General features: G+C 44.0%; 17 protein-coding genes. 2 read left to right on the forward strand and 15 right to left on the reverse strand.

Annotated elements, in window-relative coordinates; genetic code table 11:
- Positions 1-28 precede the first annotated feature (28 nt).
- The 3 genes from FJU10_RS04700 to xylB all read right to left on the reverse strand — a co-directional run bounded on the left by FJU10_RS04700 (position 29) and on the right by xylB (position 4,558).
- A complete protein-coding gene (locus tag FJU10_RS04700; RefSeq protein ID WP_074535428.1) occupies positions 29-1,495 on the reverse strand; it encodes a glycoside hydrolase family 1 protein in 1,467 nt (488 codons plus the stop codon).
- Positions 1,496-1,636: 141 nt separating this feature from the next.
- Complete coding sequence (xylA, locus tag FJU10_RS04705; protein WP_008380597.1) at positions 1,637-2,944, reverse strand: xylose isomerase; 1,308 nt, start codon at positions 2,942-2,944, stop codon at positions 1,637-1,639.
- A gap of 117 nt (positions 2,945-3,061) precedes the next feature.
- Positions 3,062-4,558 carry a xylulokinase gene (gene xylB / locus FJU10_RS04710; protein WP_077452032.1) on the reverse strand — a complete coding sequence of 499 codons (1,497 nt, stop codon included), beginning with the start codon at positions 4,556-4,558 and terminating at the stop codon, positions 3,062-3,064.
- A 250-nt stretch (positions 4,559-4,808) separates the two neighbouring features.
- Between xylB and FJU10_RS04715 the strand changes: the two genes are divergently transcribed.
- Positions 4,809-5,987, forward strand: a complete 1,179-nt coding sequence (locus FJU10_RS04715) for an ROK family transcriptional regulator (protein ID WP_016621651.1) — start codon at positions 4,809-4,811, stop codon at positions 5,985-5,987.
- Between the two features lie 55 nt (positions 5,988-6,042).
- Here the strand turns inward: FJU10_RS04715 and FJU10_RS04720 are convergent, their stop codons facing one another.
- The 4 genes from FJU10_RS04720 to FJU10_RS04735 form a co-directional block, all read right to left on the reverse strand.
- Positions 6,043-6,876 carry a carbohydrate ABC transporter permease gene (locus FJU10_RS04720; protein WP_005228444.1) on the reverse strand — a complete coding sequence of 278 codons (834 nt, stop codon included), beginning with the start codon at positions 6,874-6,876 and terminating at the stop codon, positions 6,043-6,045.
- The gene (locus FJU10_RS04725) at positions 6,877-7,788 is read right to left on the reverse strand and encodes a carbohydrate ABC transporter permease (protein WP_042890501.1); all 912 of its coding nucleotides are present in this window, start codon (positions 7,786-7,788) and stop codon (positions 6,877-6,879) included.
- A gap of 128 nt (positions 7,789-7,916) precedes the next feature.
- Positions 7,917-9,242, reverse strand: coding sequence for an ABC transporter substrate-binding protein (locus FJU10_RS04730; protein WP_140965280.1), 1,326 nt, complete (start codon positions 9,240-9,242; stop codon positions 7,917-7,919).
- On the reverse strand, positions 9,239-10,855 hold the full coding sequence (locus FJU10_RS04735; RefSeq protein WP_140965281.1) for a glycoside hydrolase family 43 protein: 1,617 nt from the start codon (positions 10,853-10,855) through the stop codon (positions 9,239-9,241). The genes FJU10_RS04730 and FJU10_RS04735 overlap by 4 nt, the downstream gene beginning before the upstream one ends.
- A 266-nt stretch (positions 10,856-11,121) precedes the next feature.
- On the opposite strand from FJU10_RS04735, the gene FJU10_RS04740 reads away from it, so the two are divergent.
- Positions 11,122-11,916, forward strand: coding sequence for an AraC family transcriptional regulator (locus FJU10_RS04740; RefSeq protein WP_185938616.1), 795 nt, complete (start codon positions 11,122-11,124; stop codon positions 11,914-11,916).
- 263 nt (positions 11,917-12,179) lie between these two features.
- Here FJU10_RS04740 and FJU10_RS04745 read toward each other — a convergent pair whose 3' ends face one another.
- The 8 genes from FJU10_RS04745 to FJU10_RS04780 all read right to left on the reverse strand — a co-directional run bounded on the left by FJU10_RS04745 (position 12,180) and on the right by FJU10_RS04780 (position 18,415).
- Positions 12,180-12,902, reverse strand: a complete 723-nt coding sequence (locus tag FJU10_RS04745) for an HAD family hydrolase (RefSeq protein ID WP_140965282.1) — start codon at positions 12,900-12,902, stop codon at positions 12,180-12,182.
- A gap of 96 nt (positions 12,903-12,998) precedes the next feature.
- Entirely contained in the window at positions 12,999-13,616 is a 618-nt protein-coding gene (locus tag FJU10_RS04750) for a bifunctional 4-hydroxy-2-oxoglutarate aldolase/2-dehydro-3-deoxy-phosphogluconate aldolase (protein WP_140965283.1), read from the reverse strand.
- Complete coding sequence (gene uxuA / locus FJU10_RS04755; protein WP_140965284.1) at positions 13,613-14,701, reverse strand: mannonate dehydratase; 1,089 nt, start codon at positions 14,699-14,701, stop codon at positions 13,613-13,615. Before uxuA ends, FJU10_RS04750 begins: the two co-directional genes overlap by 4 nt.
- A 20-nt stretch (positions 14,702-14,721) precedes the next feature.
- Complete coding sequence (locus FJU10_RS04760; RefSeq protein ID WP_140965285.1) at positions 14,722-15,177, reverse strand: PTS sugar transporter subunit IIA; 456 nt, start codon at positions 15,175-15,177, stop codon at positions 14,722-14,724.
- Between the two features lie 24 nt (positions 15,178-15,201).
- Positions 15,202-15,930 carry a hypothetical protein gene (locus FJU10_RS04765; protein ID WP_223272972.1) on the reverse strand — a complete coding sequence of 243 codons (729 nt, stop codon included), beginning with the start codon at positions 15,928-15,930 and terminating at the stop codon, positions 15,202-15,204.
- Positions 15,931-16,180: 250 nt separating this feature from the next.
- Positions 16,181-16,687, reverse strand: coding sequence for a PTS system mannose/fructose/N-acetylgalactosamine-transporter subunit IIB (locus FJU10_RS04770; protein ID WP_005228434.1), 507 nt, complete (start codon positions 16,685-16,687; stop codon positions 16,181-16,183).
- Between the two features lie 17 nt (positions 16,688-16,704).
- Positions 16,705-17,562 carry a PTS system mannose/fructose/sorbose family transporter subunit IID gene (locus FJU10_RS04775; RefSeq protein ID WP_008380577.1) on the reverse strand — a complete coding sequence of 286 codons (858 nt, stop codon included), beginning with the start codon at positions 17,560-17,562 and terminating at the stop codon, positions 16,705-16,707.
- 19 nt (positions 17,563-17,581) lie between these two features.
- A complete protein-coding gene (locus FJU10_RS04780; RefSeq protein ID WP_081117903.1) occupies positions 17,582-18,415 on the reverse strand; it encodes a PTS mannose/fructose/sorbose/N-acetylgalactosamine transporter subunit IIC in 834 nt (277 codons plus the stop codon).
- Between the last annotated feature and the right edge of the window lie 6 nt (positions 18,416-18,421).

Raw genomic sequence — 18,421 nt, forward strand, 5'->3', positions numbered from 1 at the left:
CTCCATTTTCAGCTACTCCTTCGTTACATCATGTTTCACTTGTCAAACTTGCCCCGTTGGTGCGAATCACCTCTTGATACCAATAAAAACTATCTTTCGGGATGCGCGCCAACTGACGTTCGCTTTGATTGTCGCGATCGACATAAACAAACCCATAGCGTTTTTTGTATCCATTCAACCAACTCAGTAGATCTGTAAAGGACCAAGCACAATAGCCGATCAGCTCAACCCCATCCGTGATGGCCTTTTGCAGTTCCACCAGATGTTCCTGCAAATAGGTGATGCGGTAGGGGTCATGGATCTGTTTGTCTTCTGTCAATTGATCGATAGCGCCTAACCCATTTTCAGTAATAAAAATCGGCAAGTCATAATTGGCTTGGATGCGTCGCAAGGCTACGCGGAAACCAACGGGATCGATCTCCCAGCCCCAATCCGTTTTTTTCAAGTGAGGATTTTCTGCTGTCGCAAACATGGTTTCTTCGGGTGAGAACTCACCAGCTGCCGCTTGCATCAAATACGGATCGACTTTAGAAAATTCTTTCTTTTCAGCTGACTGCTTTTGCAAATTGTTTTGCTGGGCCGTCCCACCGTGATAGTAATTGATTCCTAAGAAATCAGGTTTTGCCTGTTTTAATAGTGCTTGATCTTCTGGAGTGACTTCAGGAGCCAAGCCAACTTTGGCTAATTGCTTGTAGACAAATTTCGGGTATTCGCCTTTGCAATAGACATCTAAAAACCACGCGTTGTTGAAGGCTTCGCCATTTTCTGCAGCCAGCACATCTTCTGGGTCACAGCTAAACGGATACATCGGACCATAGCCAAAACTTGGACCAATCTTGCCCTGAGGAACCAGCTCATGGAACAAATTGATCGCCTTAGCATTGGCAAGGTTGATGATATGATTGGCTGCATACATCCGTTTTAAGTCCTTCAAGCCTGGTGGATGTGCCGCCCAACGGTACCCAAGAGAAGTGAAGACATTTTGTTCATTCATGGTGACCCAATAGGTGACTTTCTTTCCTAGGCGTTCAAAAAGGATCCGACAATACCGTTCAAATGCTTCTGCTGTTTCTCGGCCTTCCCATCCTAAGTATTTGTCTTGCAAAGCCTGGGGAAGGTCCCAATGATACAGCGTCAAAATCGGCTCTACTCCTTGCCGAAGCAATTCGTCCACCAGCTTTTCGTAAAACGCCACACCCGCTTCGTTGACCGCGCCTTCGCCATCAGGTAAGATTCGTGACCATGCCACACTGAAACGATAGGCTTTCAAGCCCATTTGTTTCATCAGAGCAACATCTTCTTTGTACCGATGGTAATGATCGATCGCTACTTTGCCGTTGGTTTCCTCAAAGGTATTGCCGGGAATTTGAGCATAGGTGTCCCAAATCGATGGACCTTTGCCGTCTTCTGCCCACGCACCTTCAATTTGATAGGCCGCCGAAGCCGCCCCCCATAAGAAGTTTTCTGGGAAAGGATCTAAGTTTGTGTGAAACATCAATTTGCCTCCTTCAATTCCTAAACCGAGTTAAATCGGTTACATTTTATCGTATCATAATTTGGTTGATTCGTAACAATTGCCAAAAGATATTTTTTAGGTGAAAAAACTGTCGCTCCTCAGAACGACAGTCGTTTCTTATTAAAACAGGTAATCATTCAAACGAGATTTCACATATTCAATGTGGCTGGATTCTAATTCGATTTGATCATGCGCCAATGCGTAATCTGTCAGTGTTTCTAAGTTTTCCTCATCAGCAACGATCTTCGCTCCGATGCCTTCTTGGAAAGAGGCGTATCGTTTTTCCTTCAACTCGTCTAAAAAGCGGTCTTCTTTTAGTTTGGCTGCTGCTTTCAACGCTCGGGCATACGTATCCATACCAGCGATGTGGGCTAACAACAGATCTTCCATTTCAAATGACGAACGACGGACTTTAGAATCGAAGTTGATTCCTCCCGGTGCGATGCCGCCGTTTTCTAAGACTTCGTATAAAGCGAGTGTCGAGTCAAAAACGTTAGTTGGGAATTCATCCGTATCCCATCCTAACAGCATATCTCCTTGGTTGGCATCCAGTGAGCCTAATGCGTTATAGCTGCGGGCAACAGCGATTTCATGTTCAAAGGTATGACCAGCTAATGTTGCATGATTGGCTTCTAGGTTTAATTTGAAATCTCCTTCTAAGCCGTAGTGCTGAATGAAGGCCATCGTTGTCGCTGCATCAAAATCATATTGGTGTTTTGATGGTTCTTTTGGTTTCGGCTCTAATAAGAACTGCGGTTTATGACCGATTTTTTCGCCATAAGCGATCGCCATTTTGAATAGACGGGCGATGTTGTCTTGTTCAAATTTCATGTCTGTATTCAACAAGGTTTCATAGCCTTCACGGCCGCCCCAGAAGACATAGTTTTCACCGCCTAATTTTTTCGAGATATCTAAGCCTTTTTTAACTTGGGCTGCTGCATACGCGTAAACTTCCGCATTATTGGTGGAAGCAGCGCCGTTGTTGAAACGAGGGTGTGAGAACATATTTGCTGTATTCCATAATAGTTTGATTCCCGTTTGTTCCATTTTTTCTTTGATTAAATCGGTGATTTCGTCTAAGTTTTGGAAAAATTCTTCTAACGTTTCTCCCGCAGGTGCCACGTCAACATCATGGAAACAGAAGAACTCTGCTCCTAATTTTTCGCAAATCTCAAAGAAGGCTTCTACTCTATTTTTCGCTGTTTCCATTTCGGTGTCACCGATCCACGTCCGTTTGTTGACGGGTGCGCCGAAAGGATCAGAGCCGTCTTGCGTCATCGTATGCCAATAGGCGATTGCAAAACGTAGATGATCTTTCATTTTCTTGCCTAAAACAACTTCTTCGGCATCGTAGTGGCGAAATGCAAACATATTGTCTGTTTTAGGACCTTCGTAGCGGATTTTTTCGATCTCTGGGAAATAAGTCATTGTTGTTGCCTCCATTTTATGTTTTTTAGTGTAATAAACTAACTTACTTGTTTCCAATCATTTAGAACCAAAAACGATTCCTCGCTTTGATCAAGCAGATTGCCTGCTGCCATTACGCTATTCGATTTGCGCCAGCGCATGGCAGATAGGCGCGGTCTGCTGGTAGACGGTCCGGTAGATCGCATAGATTTCTTGGTATTTGGCGACATTTTCAGGAATCGGTGCAATGGCTTTGCCATATTTGACAAAGGCGTTAACACAAGCACCTGCATCTGGATAAATGCCACTGCCGATTGCTGCCAGCATTGCTGCGCCCATACCTGGACCTTGTTCAGTAGATAAAGTCAGCATTTCTGCATTAAAAATATCGGCTTGCATTTGCAGCCATTCGGCATTTTTCGCACCGCCCCCCACAGAAACGATCTGGGTGAATTTCCGCTGTGCTCGTTCTTCCATGATCATTTGGGAATCTTTCAAAGAGAAGGTGATCCCTTCTAAGACGGCACGACTGAAATGCTTTTCGCGATGCCGTGTGTCAATGCCAATAAAACTTCCTCTGATTTGGCTGTCGGTATGTGGTGTGCGTTCGCCCACGATATAAGGCGTAAACAGCAGGCCTTCTGCCCCCGGTTTTACCTCACTGATCGCTGAAAGCAATTCCTGAAACGATTGGTTTGGGGCAAACGTATCACGATACCAGCTTAAGGAATTTCCAGCGGCTAACGTGACCCCCATTGAATACAACTTGTCTTTGATCGCATGACGGAAAAGGTGTAGATCGCCTTGATAATCAACCTCTTGCGCTTCTTCAAAGGATAAGAACACACCGCTCGTGCCAATCGACACCATGCCGACACCTTCGGCGATGATCCCTGACCCTAATGCAGCACAGGCATTGTCTGCGCCACCTGCATAGATCGTCACCTCTTGTTCAAAGCCAAAGGCTTCTTGCAGTTCTTTTCGCATTTGCCCTACTGGCGCTGCTGATTCAAAAAGCGGCGGCAGTAAATCCGATGCGATTGCGAATTTTTCTAGAATGGCTTCAGACCAGCACTTCTTTTCGATATCCAGCAGTAACGTACCCGCCGCATCAGAATAATCCATCGAATAGTTACCAGTCAGCCAAAAAGCCAAGTAGTCTTTTGGCAGCATCATGTGACGAACTTGTTGCCAATGTTCAGGCTCATGTTCTTGAACCCATAAAACTTTTGGTAAGGTGAACCCTTCCAAAGCAACATTCTTGGTGATTGCTTTTATTTCCTCTCCAAAGGATGCCATGATCGCTTGACATTGTTTGGTGGTTCGAACGTCATTCCATAATATTGCCGGGCGAATGACCCGGTTTTCTTCATCCAGTAAAACAAGACTATGCATTTGTCCGGAAAAGCTGATGCCGATCAATTCTTTCTGCAGCGTTGGAAGCTGCTGGATCAAGGTTTTGATTACCTCATCTGCCGCCTCTTGCCAATGCACCGGCTCTTGCTCACTGAACCCCGGTCTAGGGGATGACAATGGATAGTCAGCACTTGCTGTTCCTTGGAGTTCCCCGGTTTGATCAAAAACTAGGCCTTTTAACGCACTTGTTCCTAGATCCAACCCTAAAAAATAAGCCATCTCTTCTCTCCTTCCTCTGTTTGAAGCAGTTAACCATTGATCCTCAATCGGTTGATTAGCATTCAAAACTAACTAATTGGATAGTAAACGATTCTCACATTCCTGTCAAGCGCTTTCAACGATTCTTTTATGGTTTTTCGTTCTCAAACTACTGTTCCTACATTCTTCGTTTTTTCTTTATTCTTCAGCTTGCACAATATTAATTTGCACGGTAAACTAACACTAATCACATCTACGAAGAGGAGAACACATGATTATCAATAAAATGGGCATACGCGAACAAAATGAAGCGGCTGTATTGAAGACAATCATTGACAATGAAAATGTGTCAAGAGCGGAAGTGTCAAATTTGACCCATCTCAATAAAGCGTCTGTTTCTCAAATAACCAAAAAACTGATCGACACGGACTTCGTGCGCGAAGTCGGCATTGGGGATTCCACTTCGATCGGTGGTCGCAAACCGATTCAATTGCAATTCAATCACCGCAGCAGCTTAGCTGTTACCTTTGACATCGGCTATAACTATGTTCGTGGAATGCTTTCTTATATCAATGGCGAGATGATCGCCTCCGCCGATCATTCCCATGAATTGATCACCAAAGAAAATGTACTGGCGACGATCGATTCTATGATGAAAGAATTTTGGCCGCAAATGCCGCAAACCACTCATGGATTAGTAGGAATCTGTTTGGCGATCCACGGCATCGTTCACAATCAGACGATCACCTTTGCCCCCTACTACGACTTGGAACACTTTGATTTGATCGCCCCTTTGAGCCAAAAATACAATACGGCGGTCTATATAGAGAACGAAGCCAATCTGACGGCTTTAGGCGAGTACTGTTTTTCTTCTGATTCCACGAATTTACTGAGCGTCAGCGTCCATAGCGGGATCGGTGTCGGAATCATCGTTGATGGGCAGTTGCAAACCGGTACTCACGGTATGGCGGGGGAAGTTGGCCATTCTACGCTCTTTCCTCACGGCAACTTGTGTCCTTGCGGCAATCGAGGCTGCTTAGAGCAATATGCCTCGAACAAAGTCTTGTTTGACACCTACAGTCACTATACAAAAACTGCCTTCGTAAATTCGGATACCTTCGCACAAGCCTACCATGCCGGAGAAAAATCAGCAGTCGAATTGGCGCAACAAAATGTTGAGTTTCTTAGCATTGGGCTAAACAATGTCATCACTTTTTCTGATCCCGAAGAAGTCTATATTAACAGCTCGGTCTATCGCAAAATTCCTGATTTATTACTGGCGCTGCAGCAAAAATTGACCAGTCAGTTCACCAAAAACACAAAGATCAAAAACAGTCGATTAGGCGATCAAGCCCCGCTGTTTGGCGGTAACGTTCTAGTGGCAAAACATTTCTTGAATATCAACGATTTGCGCTTTGCAGCACTTGATCTCTCCCATGCGATCCGTTAAATGAACGCTGGACTGAAAACTCAGTCCAGCGTTTTCTTTTGGTAAAAAGGTCTCGCTATCCTTTGATTCCGCCAGCCGTCACACCGCCCACGATGTATTTCGATAGAAACAGGTAAATCAGCAGTAAAGGAATAATACTTAATGAGATCCCTAGATACATACTGCCAAATTCAGTACGGTAAACATCGGTTTTCAGCAATTGGACCAGCATCGGTAACGTATACTTTTCCGTATCGTTGATCAAGATCAAGGGCATCAAGAAATTATTCCACGAGGTTACGAACGAGAAAATCGCCATGGTGGCTAAGCCCGGTTTCATCAAGGGCAACATGATGCGATGGAAAATTTTGATTTCGCCGGCTCCGTCCAAACGAGCAGAATCTGCCAAATCAGGATGATAGATCGTTTCTAAGTATTGCTTTAAGAAAAAAACGGTAGCGGGTGATGCGATCGCTGGTAAAATCAATGGCAGAAAATTATTTAAGAGCCCTAAGCGATTCATAAATTGATAAAAACCGATCATGCTAATTTGCTGAGGAATCATGATCAGCCCAAGAATGACAGCAAACAGGACTTTCTTGCCACGAAATTCATAGGCGATCACGCCATAAGCCGTCAGCGCCGAAAAATACACATTGAGAACGGTAGCACCAGCAGCAATCAGGAAACTATTTTTAAACCCATTGAAAACATTGAAGCCTCTGCCCATTAAGACGGACCAGTTGTATTGGAGATTACCGCCAGGCCACAAGGAAAGCCCTTGCTGGATCTGTTCTGCTGAACGGGTCGCATTGACTAAGACGACCCAAAACGGCAGAATACTTAAGATGGTCAGCAACACCAAAAAGACATAGATCAACAATCGTTTTGCTCGATAGCTATTTTCCATTTATTTTCGCCCCACTTTGCTGTTTTCTTTGAAAAATTGAAACAATAACGTGCTTAATACGATTGAAAGTACCAATAATAGTACCGACGCGGTTGCGGCAACGTTGAAATTCCGACTCCCGGTAAAGGCCTGGTTGTAGATAAACATCGTGATCGTTAAGACGCTATTGTTGGGATTGCCATTTGTCAGCAAAAAAGGAATATCGAACATTTGCAAGCCACCAATCAAGGACGTCACCAATGTATAAAGCAAGATTGGTTTTAACAAAGGCAGCGTAATCTTGCGGAAAATTTGACCATCATTGGCTCCATCGACCATTGCTGATTCAAAAAGAGCATCATCAATGCTCAAAATGCCCGAAACCAAAACGATCGTGGTCTGACCATACCACATCCAAAATTGGATAAAGGAAACGATCAGCCGAGTACCCGTTTCACTACGGAAAAAGTCATAGGGCTGGTCCAAAACACCGAAATGCTGCAAGACTAGGTTGATCGGACCTAACGGAAAACTGAACAAAACAAAAAATAAGATTGCTACTGAAGCGGCAGTAATGATGTTGGGTAAGTAAAAAGCGACTTTGAAGAAGCCTTTCCCCCGCAAGCGCAGCTTGATATTGGTAAACCATGCCGCCAGCAACAAAGCCAAGCCAATTTGAGGAACAAAGTTTACGCCCCACAAAATAAAGGTATTGCTGATCGATTTTAAAAATAACGGGTTGCGAAAAATCGCAAGATAGTTATCCAGTCCGACAAGATTGGCAGTCGGATTCCACCCTTTTAGATCTGTAAAGCTCAGGTAAATCGTATAGAGAATTGGATAAAGCTGAAAAACCAAGAATGCTAGAAAAAATGGTGCGATAAATAATAGCCCATAGCGATGATACTGTTCAAATCTTCTCTTATTCTGCATCGTAATCCCCCTGATATTTTTTTCTTCCACTGTCAACTTCTGCCTATAAAGACAAGCCATTTAAGCAGCGCCTAGTACCTAGAAAAGGTTGAAACCGACCCCGTCTTCGGTGCCGGTTTCAACAACACCTAATCTACTTGAACATCTGGATAAGCATTGACGACCGCATCTTTAAAGTTTTGGATCGCCGTTTCCTGATCCACTTCACCTTTTGAATATGGTGTCAAACAACTATCCGTAAAGAGGGTTTCAATCGTCTGGTCATACTCGGTCAGAATTTTCGCGTTGATGTCTTGAACCATATCGGCAAATTCTGCATAGTGGTTTTGACCGCCTAAAAACTCCTCTTGGTATTCGCTTTTAATTTCTTCAACGACTCGCTCATTCGATACAAAATCACCGGTATCTTCGGCCCATTGTTTTAAAAATGCTTGATCTGTGGTCAAGTAAGCCACCAATTGCGCCGCTTCTTCTTGCATCTCAGAATTTGCCGTAGCACCGATCCATGTGCCGCCCCAGAACCAAGACGACGGTCCTTGGATCATGCGCCAGTCCCCTTCTGTTGAGCTGGAGTTATCGGCAGCTGTCGCATTTGGTTTTAACCAATAGTGCAGCCCCCATGTCGGCAAACTATAACCGAATACATTGTCGCTATTCATTCCAGCAAACCAAGCTTCTGATTGTCCTTCTGTATCTTGTGTCAGGCCTTCTTCTACAAATTTTCGTGATATATCCAACAAATCATACAAACTGTCGTCGATCACTAATTTACCGTCTTCAACCCAGCCATGTTCGCGTTGACCATAAAAAGGCTTCGCCAAATCTTGGACACTAGAGATCATATAGGTGGTTCCACCACTTTTTTCTTTGACTGCTTTGGCTTCCTCATAGAACTTGTCGTAGTCTGACAAGGCCGCTTGCGCAGCCGCTGGATCATCGATCCCTAGCAGCTCTTCTGCCATCGACGCCCGGTAATAAAACCCGCCAGGAGCAGCTTGCCAAGCCAAGGCATGAAGAACCCCGTCTTTTGAAGTTCCTACGTCTTTGACATATTGATACGTATCTGCCGCGGCTTCATCAAGTCCCAGTGAACCAAGGTCTGCCATCATCCCTGATTCCACATATTTTTTGACAAAGGCAGATTCTAAAGCAATCACATCTGGTGCATCTTTGGAACCGAGAATCGGATCGAGCTTGGTCTCGAATTGGTCAGAAGGAATCTCCACGATCCGAATGTCATAGGCCAAATCGTCATGCGCCGGCAAATAGTAATCATTGATCATCGTTGATAATTCTGAAGTAAAGGTCCAAACCACGAGTTCATTCTTGCCACTGCTTCCCGTTGCGCTGTTATCCGAGCCGCTGTTTCCTGAACCATTCCCGCAGCCACTAAGCATAAAAGCCGCTAAGCCCGCCACTGACGCTGTTTGTAAGACCCGTTTCCAATTTTTCATCTTTCTTCCTCCTCGATTTTTTGATAGTCAAATGAATCAAAATCAGCCGCCAAACGATTGCCAGTCGTATCGATCGCAAACATCCCTACAAAAGCCCCTGTAAAGAACCCACCGTAATGTTCTGCTACATAGTCGTCAGACAATTGCAAGCTGTCAAATAGCTGATCGATGACCTGCCACTCTTTTTGATCAAAGGAGTACGCGTATTGATAGTGGGCATAATTAACGATCGTTTTGAAGTAGACTGTTTGTACATCGGCTGGTATCACAACTTCTGGTGCTTTTTGACTCTTCAGTTGGCCCTTTTCGCTTGCCAATACAGTGATGATTCTGCCTTTCGTCTCATCATGAGTGATGTAGATCGCCGACCAGTTTTGTGTATTGTAGTAATTCGTCATGCCTGCTAACTGTAGAAACGAGGTCGGTGAAAATTCGACGGCAGTCGTTGCTTCGAAACGAAAATCGCTCCATCTTCTTGCCACCAGTGCTTGATGGAACAAGGAATTGAACGACTCTCGCCCATACAAGCGCAAGTACCCTGGTCGTGCGGTCAAACTACCTATTTCCTCAGAAAAAGGAATCCGCAAGGTTTGAAACACTGGTGCCAACGACGCCTCTTCAAAATCATCAAAGCCTGATTCTGTTTCCCACGGATGTTCGGGCAGCTGTGGCTGTGGGACTTCCTCTTTTGGAAAGTTTCCGCCTGTGATATACGGCCAATCATTTTCCCAATAAACAGACTGGATCGCTGTTTCCCGTCCGAGCGGGCAATAGCCGCGATTTTCTAAGAGGGGCGTTTCTGGATACTTCAGCGCTCGCCCTGTTAAGTGAACAAAATACCATTCATCGGTCTGCGTTTTCACAAATGAACCATGGCCAGCTTTTTGTAGCAGGATCTCTGGCTGTCCCCAGGAACTGATCAGAGGGTTTTGAGGATGAACTTCATAAGGCCCTTCGATGTGCGTCCCACGAGCGATGGTACTTGCATGTTCAAACTTGGTGCCGCCTTCTGCCGTCAATAAATAATAATAGCCGTTCACTTTATACATGACCGGTGCTTCAGTCAATTTGCGCTCTGTTCCTTTGAAGATAATTTTGGGCTGCCCCACCAATTTCTTGGCTTGCCAATCAAACTCTTGGAGAGCGATCCCATAAAAGGAATGGTTTGTCGGGCGATAATCCCATACCATGTTCAGAAAATATTTTTTGCCGTCGTCGTCATGAAATAACGAGGGATCGAAACCAGAAGAATTCATATAGATTGGTTCTGACCAATCCCCATCAATGGTTTCACAGGTGATCAAATAATTGTTCACATCTTTCCAGCTATTGGATTGTGTTTTGACATCTGAATAAATCAACCAAAAACGACCATCACTGTAACTTAAGTTTGGCGCCCAAACGCCCCCAGAATCAGGTTTTCCCAGCATATTCAACTGACTGACACGATTGACTGGTGTACTGATCAAGCGCCAGTTCTTCAAATCCTTCGAATGGAAGATGCGCACACCTGGAAACCATTCAAAGGTCGATGTAGCAATGTAATAATCTTCTCCTGCACGACAAATACTCGGGTCTGGATGAAAGCCTGTTAGTATTGGATTGGTAATCAAAAAAATTTCCTCCTCTTTCCCTTTTTGGCATTTTGTGATTCAACTGAGAGTCAATAGGAATGAGCATCTTTCAGTTAGTAAGTTTTCTTTACTAATATACCTAACTAAAAAAAGAAACTTGCTGCTGTAGTCCATTTTAAAAATATTCACTAATCATTGTTCTATTTACTTTCTTCAGCTGAACTGTCATAATTATAAAATGAAATCGCTATCATTCACAGGACGATTTCCACACATCGATAGACAAAAAATGGAGGAAAGATTGCGTGACCATTTTAGAAGAATACCATTTTGGCGAATACCTAGGCGTTTCCAGTTACCATCCCTACTCGCTTAATTACATGGAACATTTTCATCGTTCCTTTGAATTGCTTTTTTGTAGTGACGGCGAAGCGGTTGTCAAAATCGAAGAAAGTCCCTATGTCCTTACAACTGGCCAAGTGTTATTAGTCATGCCTTACCAGACCCATGCCATCGAAACCCCTAAGGAATCACAACTACATATTCTGGTTTTTTCGCCGGAGTTTATTCCAGATTTTTATGCCAAAACCAAAGATTTCGCTTTGTCAGATCCCGTTATCACCATTGATCCGTCTGTCGCAAATCAGCTGTATTATCCTTTATTTGAAACGGATTCCCTCTATTTACGAAAATCGGCACTGTATCAAGTCCTTTACCTTTTTGAGCACCAAACGACTTTACTACCAGCCAAAAACCAAGAGGATATCCTGATCCAGCTGCTTGCCTATATCGAGTCACACTTCAAAGAAGAGCTGACGCTCGAAAAACTAAGCAGCAGTATCGGTTATAGTAGCGTCTACGTTTCCAGAATGATCACTGAGAAATTGAAAAGCACCTTTCCTCGGCTTTTGAATCAAGCAAGAATTCGCCATGCCTCTTTTTTGCTGACCCATAGTCTCTTGCCGATTACGGAAGTAGCAGAACAAGCTGGCTTTCAAAACGTGCGAACCTTCAATCGAAATTTCAAAGCATTGACCTCACTGACTCCGAAAGAATACCGCTTAAAACACAATGCTCATTTTTCGTTGCTGAAGGAATAGCGTAAAAAAGCAGCTTCACTTACCTATAAAGTGAGCTGCTACAATCTTACTCGTTATTCTAGTCAACCTTTTGCCACGTTCCCAGAAAGTAGTGAAAAACGTTCTAACGCTCCCCTTCTTTATAGAGAAAGGAGCAGGAAAAAACCAATTGCCAAAATCAACCTTTGTTGTTTTACCGATTCCGCAACACTATCCCTGATTTACAGCACTGTATGTTCTTGCTTAATGCCCGTTTGCTTGATCGAAGCTTCTTTAAATATCGATCAAGCCCAAGAAAAATGATTCACGACTAGCCAGTCTCTGACTTCCGTCAGATCAGAAAAAGTTTTCACCTGTGTAGCTATTTCTTGCTCAAGTTTTGGCTGTTTAAGCAAAGGATACTTCCCATTTTTTTTGACTGGCAAAGCACTCAAATCATCCGCAATCAGAAAAGCTGGGATCTCGGCTTGTTTTGCGGCTTTTATGCCGGCGAGAGAATCTTCTAATACCAAGGCTGCTTCAGGCTTTACGCCTAATTGTTGGCAAGCTGTTAGAAAGATTTCTGGATCAGGTTTGCCCTTTCGCACTTGATCCCCAGAAACCACCGTGTCAAACCAATCTGGCATCTGTTCCATTTCAAAATACGCCTTGATTTTTTCTTTCGACGAAGAGGACGCCACGGCTATCAAGCAATCTTGTTTTTTTAATGCTTCCAACAGTTCAAGAAGGCCGGGCTTTTTGAACACCCGTTTTTCTTCAGCTAAAATCACTTCTTTCTGACGATTCATCGCTGCTCGCCACCGATCCGTTGGTACCGTACTGCCATAAAGTTCCTGCATCCCTCTACGAATATCGGCTTCCGTTTTGCCAGTCAGGTAATAATAAACATCTTGGCAAACTTCAAAATCATACTCCTCCGCGGCGCTTAAATAGGCGCGGTAAGCTAGACGACCTGTTTCAAACATCAAACCGTCCATATCAAAAATCACCAGTTTTATCTTCTCCATCCTATGGCCTCCTTTGCTTTTCTGCGAATAAAAAAGCAATGGTACCAAAATCCTTTGGCACCCATTGCTTCATCTTGTTTATTTACAGCTGACTGCTCAACTTAGCAATGATTTTACATGCGCCAAATGGCTGTCAGCCTTTTCCCGACCTTCTTTTACTAATGATTCTGAAAGAATGAAGGAGCCGCCAACTGCTAGCACCTGCGGATCAGATAAATAGTCTTGAACATTTTCGAGAGTGATTCCGCCAGTTGGGACAAATCGAATATCATAAAACGGACCGCTGAGGGCTTTGATCGCCGGCAAGCCCCCGTAGATATCCGCGGGGAAAAATTTCACAACTGATAAGCCATATGCCGCTGCTCGTTGAATGTCATTGGGGGTAGCTGTCCCCGGAAATACTGGAATGTTTTCGGCAAGACAAAATTCCACCACATCAGGTACAAGAGCAGGGGAAACAATAAAGCGCGCCCCTTTCTCAACTGCTGCTTTCGCTTGTTCTAAGGTGCGTACCGTGCCTGCGCCTACGATCAATTTGCCCGATTGAGAGAGTTCTTCAATCGCTGCTAAAGCAAGGTCACTGCGGAAGGTCACTTCAATAAAATACAGTTCATGCTCAATCAGCAGTGATTCTACTACTGGCAAATAGGTAAGGTCTGTTGCCGTGTAAAGAGGCAACACCCTTGTTTTTGCCAATTGTTCATAGAGTGTCATACACTCTTTCCTCCCTTCGATTGCATTTGCTCTTTCAAGACGGCTTCATGAAGCCCTTGAAGATAACTGATTCCAATCGCGCGATCATACAGACCATAGCCTGGCATCGCCACTTCCCCCCAGATCGTCCGTCCGTGATCAGGACGGATGACGCCATCAAAACCGACCTCAACCAAGGCTTTCATGATGGCATACATGTCTAACGATCCTTCAGTGGAAAGATGGGCAGATTCTTTAAATTTGTGTTCCCCCATAAACAACACATTGCGGAAATGAACAAAGTTGATGCGGCCTTTTAAGGCATGAACGATCTCCACCATGTCGTTTTCTGGATCGGCACCTAACGAACCGGTGCACAACGTCACCCCATTATAAGGTGAATCCACGATGGCCATGATTTTTTTCAAGTCCTCTAAATTTTTGGTGATCCGTGGCAAGCCAAAAATTTCCCAAGGTGGATCGTCCGGATGAATCGCCATTTTCACATCTACTTCTTCACATACAGGAATGATTCGCTTTAAGAAATAGCTTAAGTTATCAAAGAGGATCTCTTGAGTGATCCCTTCATAAGTTGCCATCAAACGCTGGAACTTTTTCAGTCGTTCTTCTTCCCAGCCTGGCAATTTAAAGCCTTTTGATTGGCTATGGATCAACGTATACATCTCACTAGGTTCCATATCATCTACAACGGATTGATCATAGAGTAAGGAGAAACTGCCATCCTCGTTTTGATAAAATAGATTTGTTTTGGCCCAGCCGAAGATCGGTTTGAAGCTATAGCAGATCATATGTACATCACAAGCTGCTAAATTCCGAATCGTTTGAATATATTGATCAATGTAGTGATCCCGTTCCTCTGTTCCAGCTTTGATCGCATCGTGGATCGCCACACTCTCAATCCCTAATAGCGAAAGATGCTCTTTTTCAATTGATGCTTTTAGTGCGTTGATTTCGGAAATCTCCCAGACATCTCCGGGCATTTTATTCAGAAGTGTTCCTACAATGCCGTGCATTCCTGGAATTTGTCGAATATTCGTTAACGGGATTGTATCCCCTTCCCCGTACCATCGAAACCCCCATTGCATTTGCTGTCATCCTTTCGTTTTTAAAAATCATCGTCCTCATCAGTCTCTTCGCTACTATCACCTGCCGAAGAATTGTGCCAAAGCGCTACACTGTTTTCTCCTTGCTGGATCACTGCTGCCACCGCCTGTTCAATCGGTGTCGCCAAAAATTGGTGATTGATCGCTTCTAATACCATTGGCAAATTCACCCCGCCGATCACATACGTCTTTTCCTGAAGTGGTTCATCTAATTGATTGATCGTTACAACCGACTGATTGTAGGGACTCGCACTCAATAGATCAACAAACACCACTACACCGTCCCCTTGATCTGTTTCATGGATTGCTTCATGGATTTTGTTTCCCAGAAGTTGAATATCCTCTCCGTGGTTCAAATTAACGACCGCAATATTTTCGACACTGCCCATGATCACCTCTGCGGCATCTTTAAAACCAGTACTCAGCTGTCCGTGAGTTGCCAATACGATTCCTAACAAATGTTGTTCCTCCTTTTTCGCTTCCTAACCAAATAATGCAAGGACTTTTTGCATATTCCTCAGATTCAGCTCTTTTTGCTTTAATTGTTTTCTAGGCAACACATACGTCTGATCCTGTTGCTTTTCTGCACAAAACAGATAGTTGATGCTGCCCATTGCTTCACTGCTGTGTTCGATCGCCAACTGCTGCAGTTGCCCTTCATTGAATTGCTTGCCGATAGCTCGAATCGGCGCATCGGCACCAATAGAATCTAAATAATAAATCTTCGCATTCGGCCTTGCTGAATCACGTAACACTTCCAACCCGCGTTCTCCGTAACTTCCTTCATCAAGAAATGCGAAGGCAGTCGCTGTTTGACTGTTTTGACTGATCAGTGACAGCAGCGCTAAGATAGAGGAGGTATTGCGGGTCAAATTTTGCTCAAATCCTGCCCCGCGGCTTACGCGATTTAATAGCAGAAAATAAATACCGACTCCTAAAGCAAAAAGCGCTGTTTGCCATGAGAGCAAGGGAAATCTCCCTGAGGCAAAGTGGATATAAAGCCAGGTACCCAACAACCCTAAAAGAATCATCACTGCTGAAGCAGTCAGAATAAATTGATTTGTTTTGCGCCCTTGCTCCTGCCGATCAAAAAAATGGTAATCACCGAAATGCTGTGGCGGTGTATCATAATATGTGCAGATGATCCGTTTTGCTTTGGTCAGATCGCCAACATACAAATTGCGTGAGGCGTTTTTTTTTCGTGTGATCATACTCGATCACCTGAAGGTCTTTGCGAAATGGAATGATATCCGCGATGAGTGCCTTCAAAAATCTTTGTTTGCTTTTATCCGTGGATCGCGACCGATAGACATACCGATAACGAAACAGCCAATCACGAAATGCTTCTGTTTGATTCATGGCGAATTCTCCTATTCACAAATTACCGACAAGGAAGGAGGAACTCTTTTTTTATAAGATCCTCCGCCTTCCTCTTCAACAGATGACGAACTCGCTCAATGATTACAAATTGAACTGCTTCAACACATCTTTAAGGGTTGATTTCGGTGCAGAAGGTGTTGCTTGAAAATAGATTGATTCCACACCGTACGCTTCGTTCATTTCTTTGAGTTTTTGCGCATCCGCTTGATTTAAATAAACAGATTTTGTAACGAGAAGGTCCTTTTCAGGATCTTTTTGGGCGATACCGCCTATGTTTAATTCTTTCATCGGCACGCCGTGTTTGACTAAGTCGTACATCACACTGACAGTTTTGGCGATCAAAATACAGTTGTAATCTTTGAAGTTGTATTCATCCCAGTAAAATTTGGCTTTTTCTGGTGTCACGACGATCGTTTTTTGTCCTGTGCGGCTACCGGCATTTTTGTATAATTCCCGCATGAACTTATCCTTAGCTACTACCTCATCCACTACAAAGATCGAGTTGACTCCGCTTTTTTGCGATAAGGTCATCATGACCTGCCCATGGATCAATCGTTCGTCGACTCGTGCTAAATTTACTACACCCATTTTTGACACTCCTTTTCTTATAAAATACCGACACCGGCTAAAATAATCAGAATCAAGGTCAGCCATAGTAATGCTTGCGTGACTTTTAATCCTTTCTTTGTATAGAACCAGTAGACGCCCATTACAACTGCTAACGGCAAAATCCCTGGTACAATCTGATCAAGGATATCTTGGATAATAAATTCTCGTCCAGAAATATCAAACTGTAGCGAAGAACTGACTTTGACATAGTTTCCAGCCAGAACCCCCATCATAAATAAACCGAGAACCGACAGTGTTTCAATTGCGGTTTGGACGCCTGTACTCTGCATCAAACCAGTTGCATTGCGCCCCATCGAAAATGCTTGACGGGCGAAAAACATTCCTAGAGAAACTTGATACAGTGCAAAGCAAATGAATGGGAACAACGCACCTAGCGGACTTCCTTGCTGTGCCCAAGGAACAGCAATCGCAATAAAGATATATTGAACGGTTCCTGAGTCTATGGCATCCCCGATTCCTGCTAAAGCCCCCATCAAACCAGCTTTCGTGTTGTACATTAGATCATCTTGCATCAAAATCTCTTTTTTCTCATGCTCTTCCTCGGCCCGCTGTTGTTCCATTGATGACATCAGCCCAGTGATGACTCCGCCACCCCAACTCAGCTGGGTATTGAAAAACAGCAGTTGGCGTTTGTAGGCAGCTTTCAGTGCCTCATCGTCTTTGTAAAGTTTGCGCAAAATCGGCATCATGGCGTATAAAAGCGAGGGTGATAAATACCGTTCAAATGAATGCGGGATCTCATTGGCGAAATGCCATCTTAGGTATGCTTTTGTGACATCTTTCTTCGTGATTTCTTCCGGTGCGCCTTGCGCTTTTTGAATTATTTCGGTCATTACTGCTCCTCCTTATCGATTAGAACCCGTCATCATAGTCATCGTCATCATCAAAGGATGGTGATGCTGTATTCGTTTCTGGGGCTGGGGCCAATTTTCCTTTTTGTGACTGAACAAAAATCAACGCGATCAAAATACCAAAAATCGCATAGGTGACCATGGTAATTTCCAGCGAACTGAAAACTACACTCATGAAATAGGCCAAGAAGAAAAAAACCATATAATCTTTTCGACCGATCACATAGACGGTAGTTGCAATCCCGATCGCTGCCAATCCGCCACCGACTACTTCTAAAATATGAATAACGACTGTCCCCTCAAGAGCATTGATGACATCAGCAATCAGTGGAGCGCCTAAATAAAGTGCAATAAATACCAGCGGAACAAATAAAATAAATGAAGCCAGCGTTGGGTATAAAATAATTGAACGCGTCATTGCCTTGGCATTAAGATCTTCTACTGCTTTATCCGTATACTTTCCTAAGAAGGTATTGATAAAGAAACGGAACTGATACAAATAACTCCCTAGCAACCCAACAGGAACGGCAACAGCAATCGCTGCTTCTGGTTGCAGATTTCCTAGCAAAGCTACCGGTACGGCAATCGCCGCAGCAATCGAAGGTTCCGCTGGCATGGATCCGCCAGGAGAAAATACCCCCATGTAAATCATTTGTAAAGCGGCAGTAACGATCATGGCTTGAGCCACATTTCCCATCACCAGTCCGACAACTAATCCCGTCATCAATGGTGAAAAACGTAAAGTCAGTGTGGCGCCTCCGCCGAGCCAACGAGACATGACTGCTGCAACCCATAGCGCAATCAGTAAACTTTGTGTAACACTTAATGTATCCATTTTTCC

This window comes from Enterococcus sp. OL5, from assembly GCF_006491895.1.
Lineage (GTDB): Bacteria > Bacillota > Bacilli > Lactobacillales > Enterococcaceae > Enterococcus_D > Enterococcus_D innesii.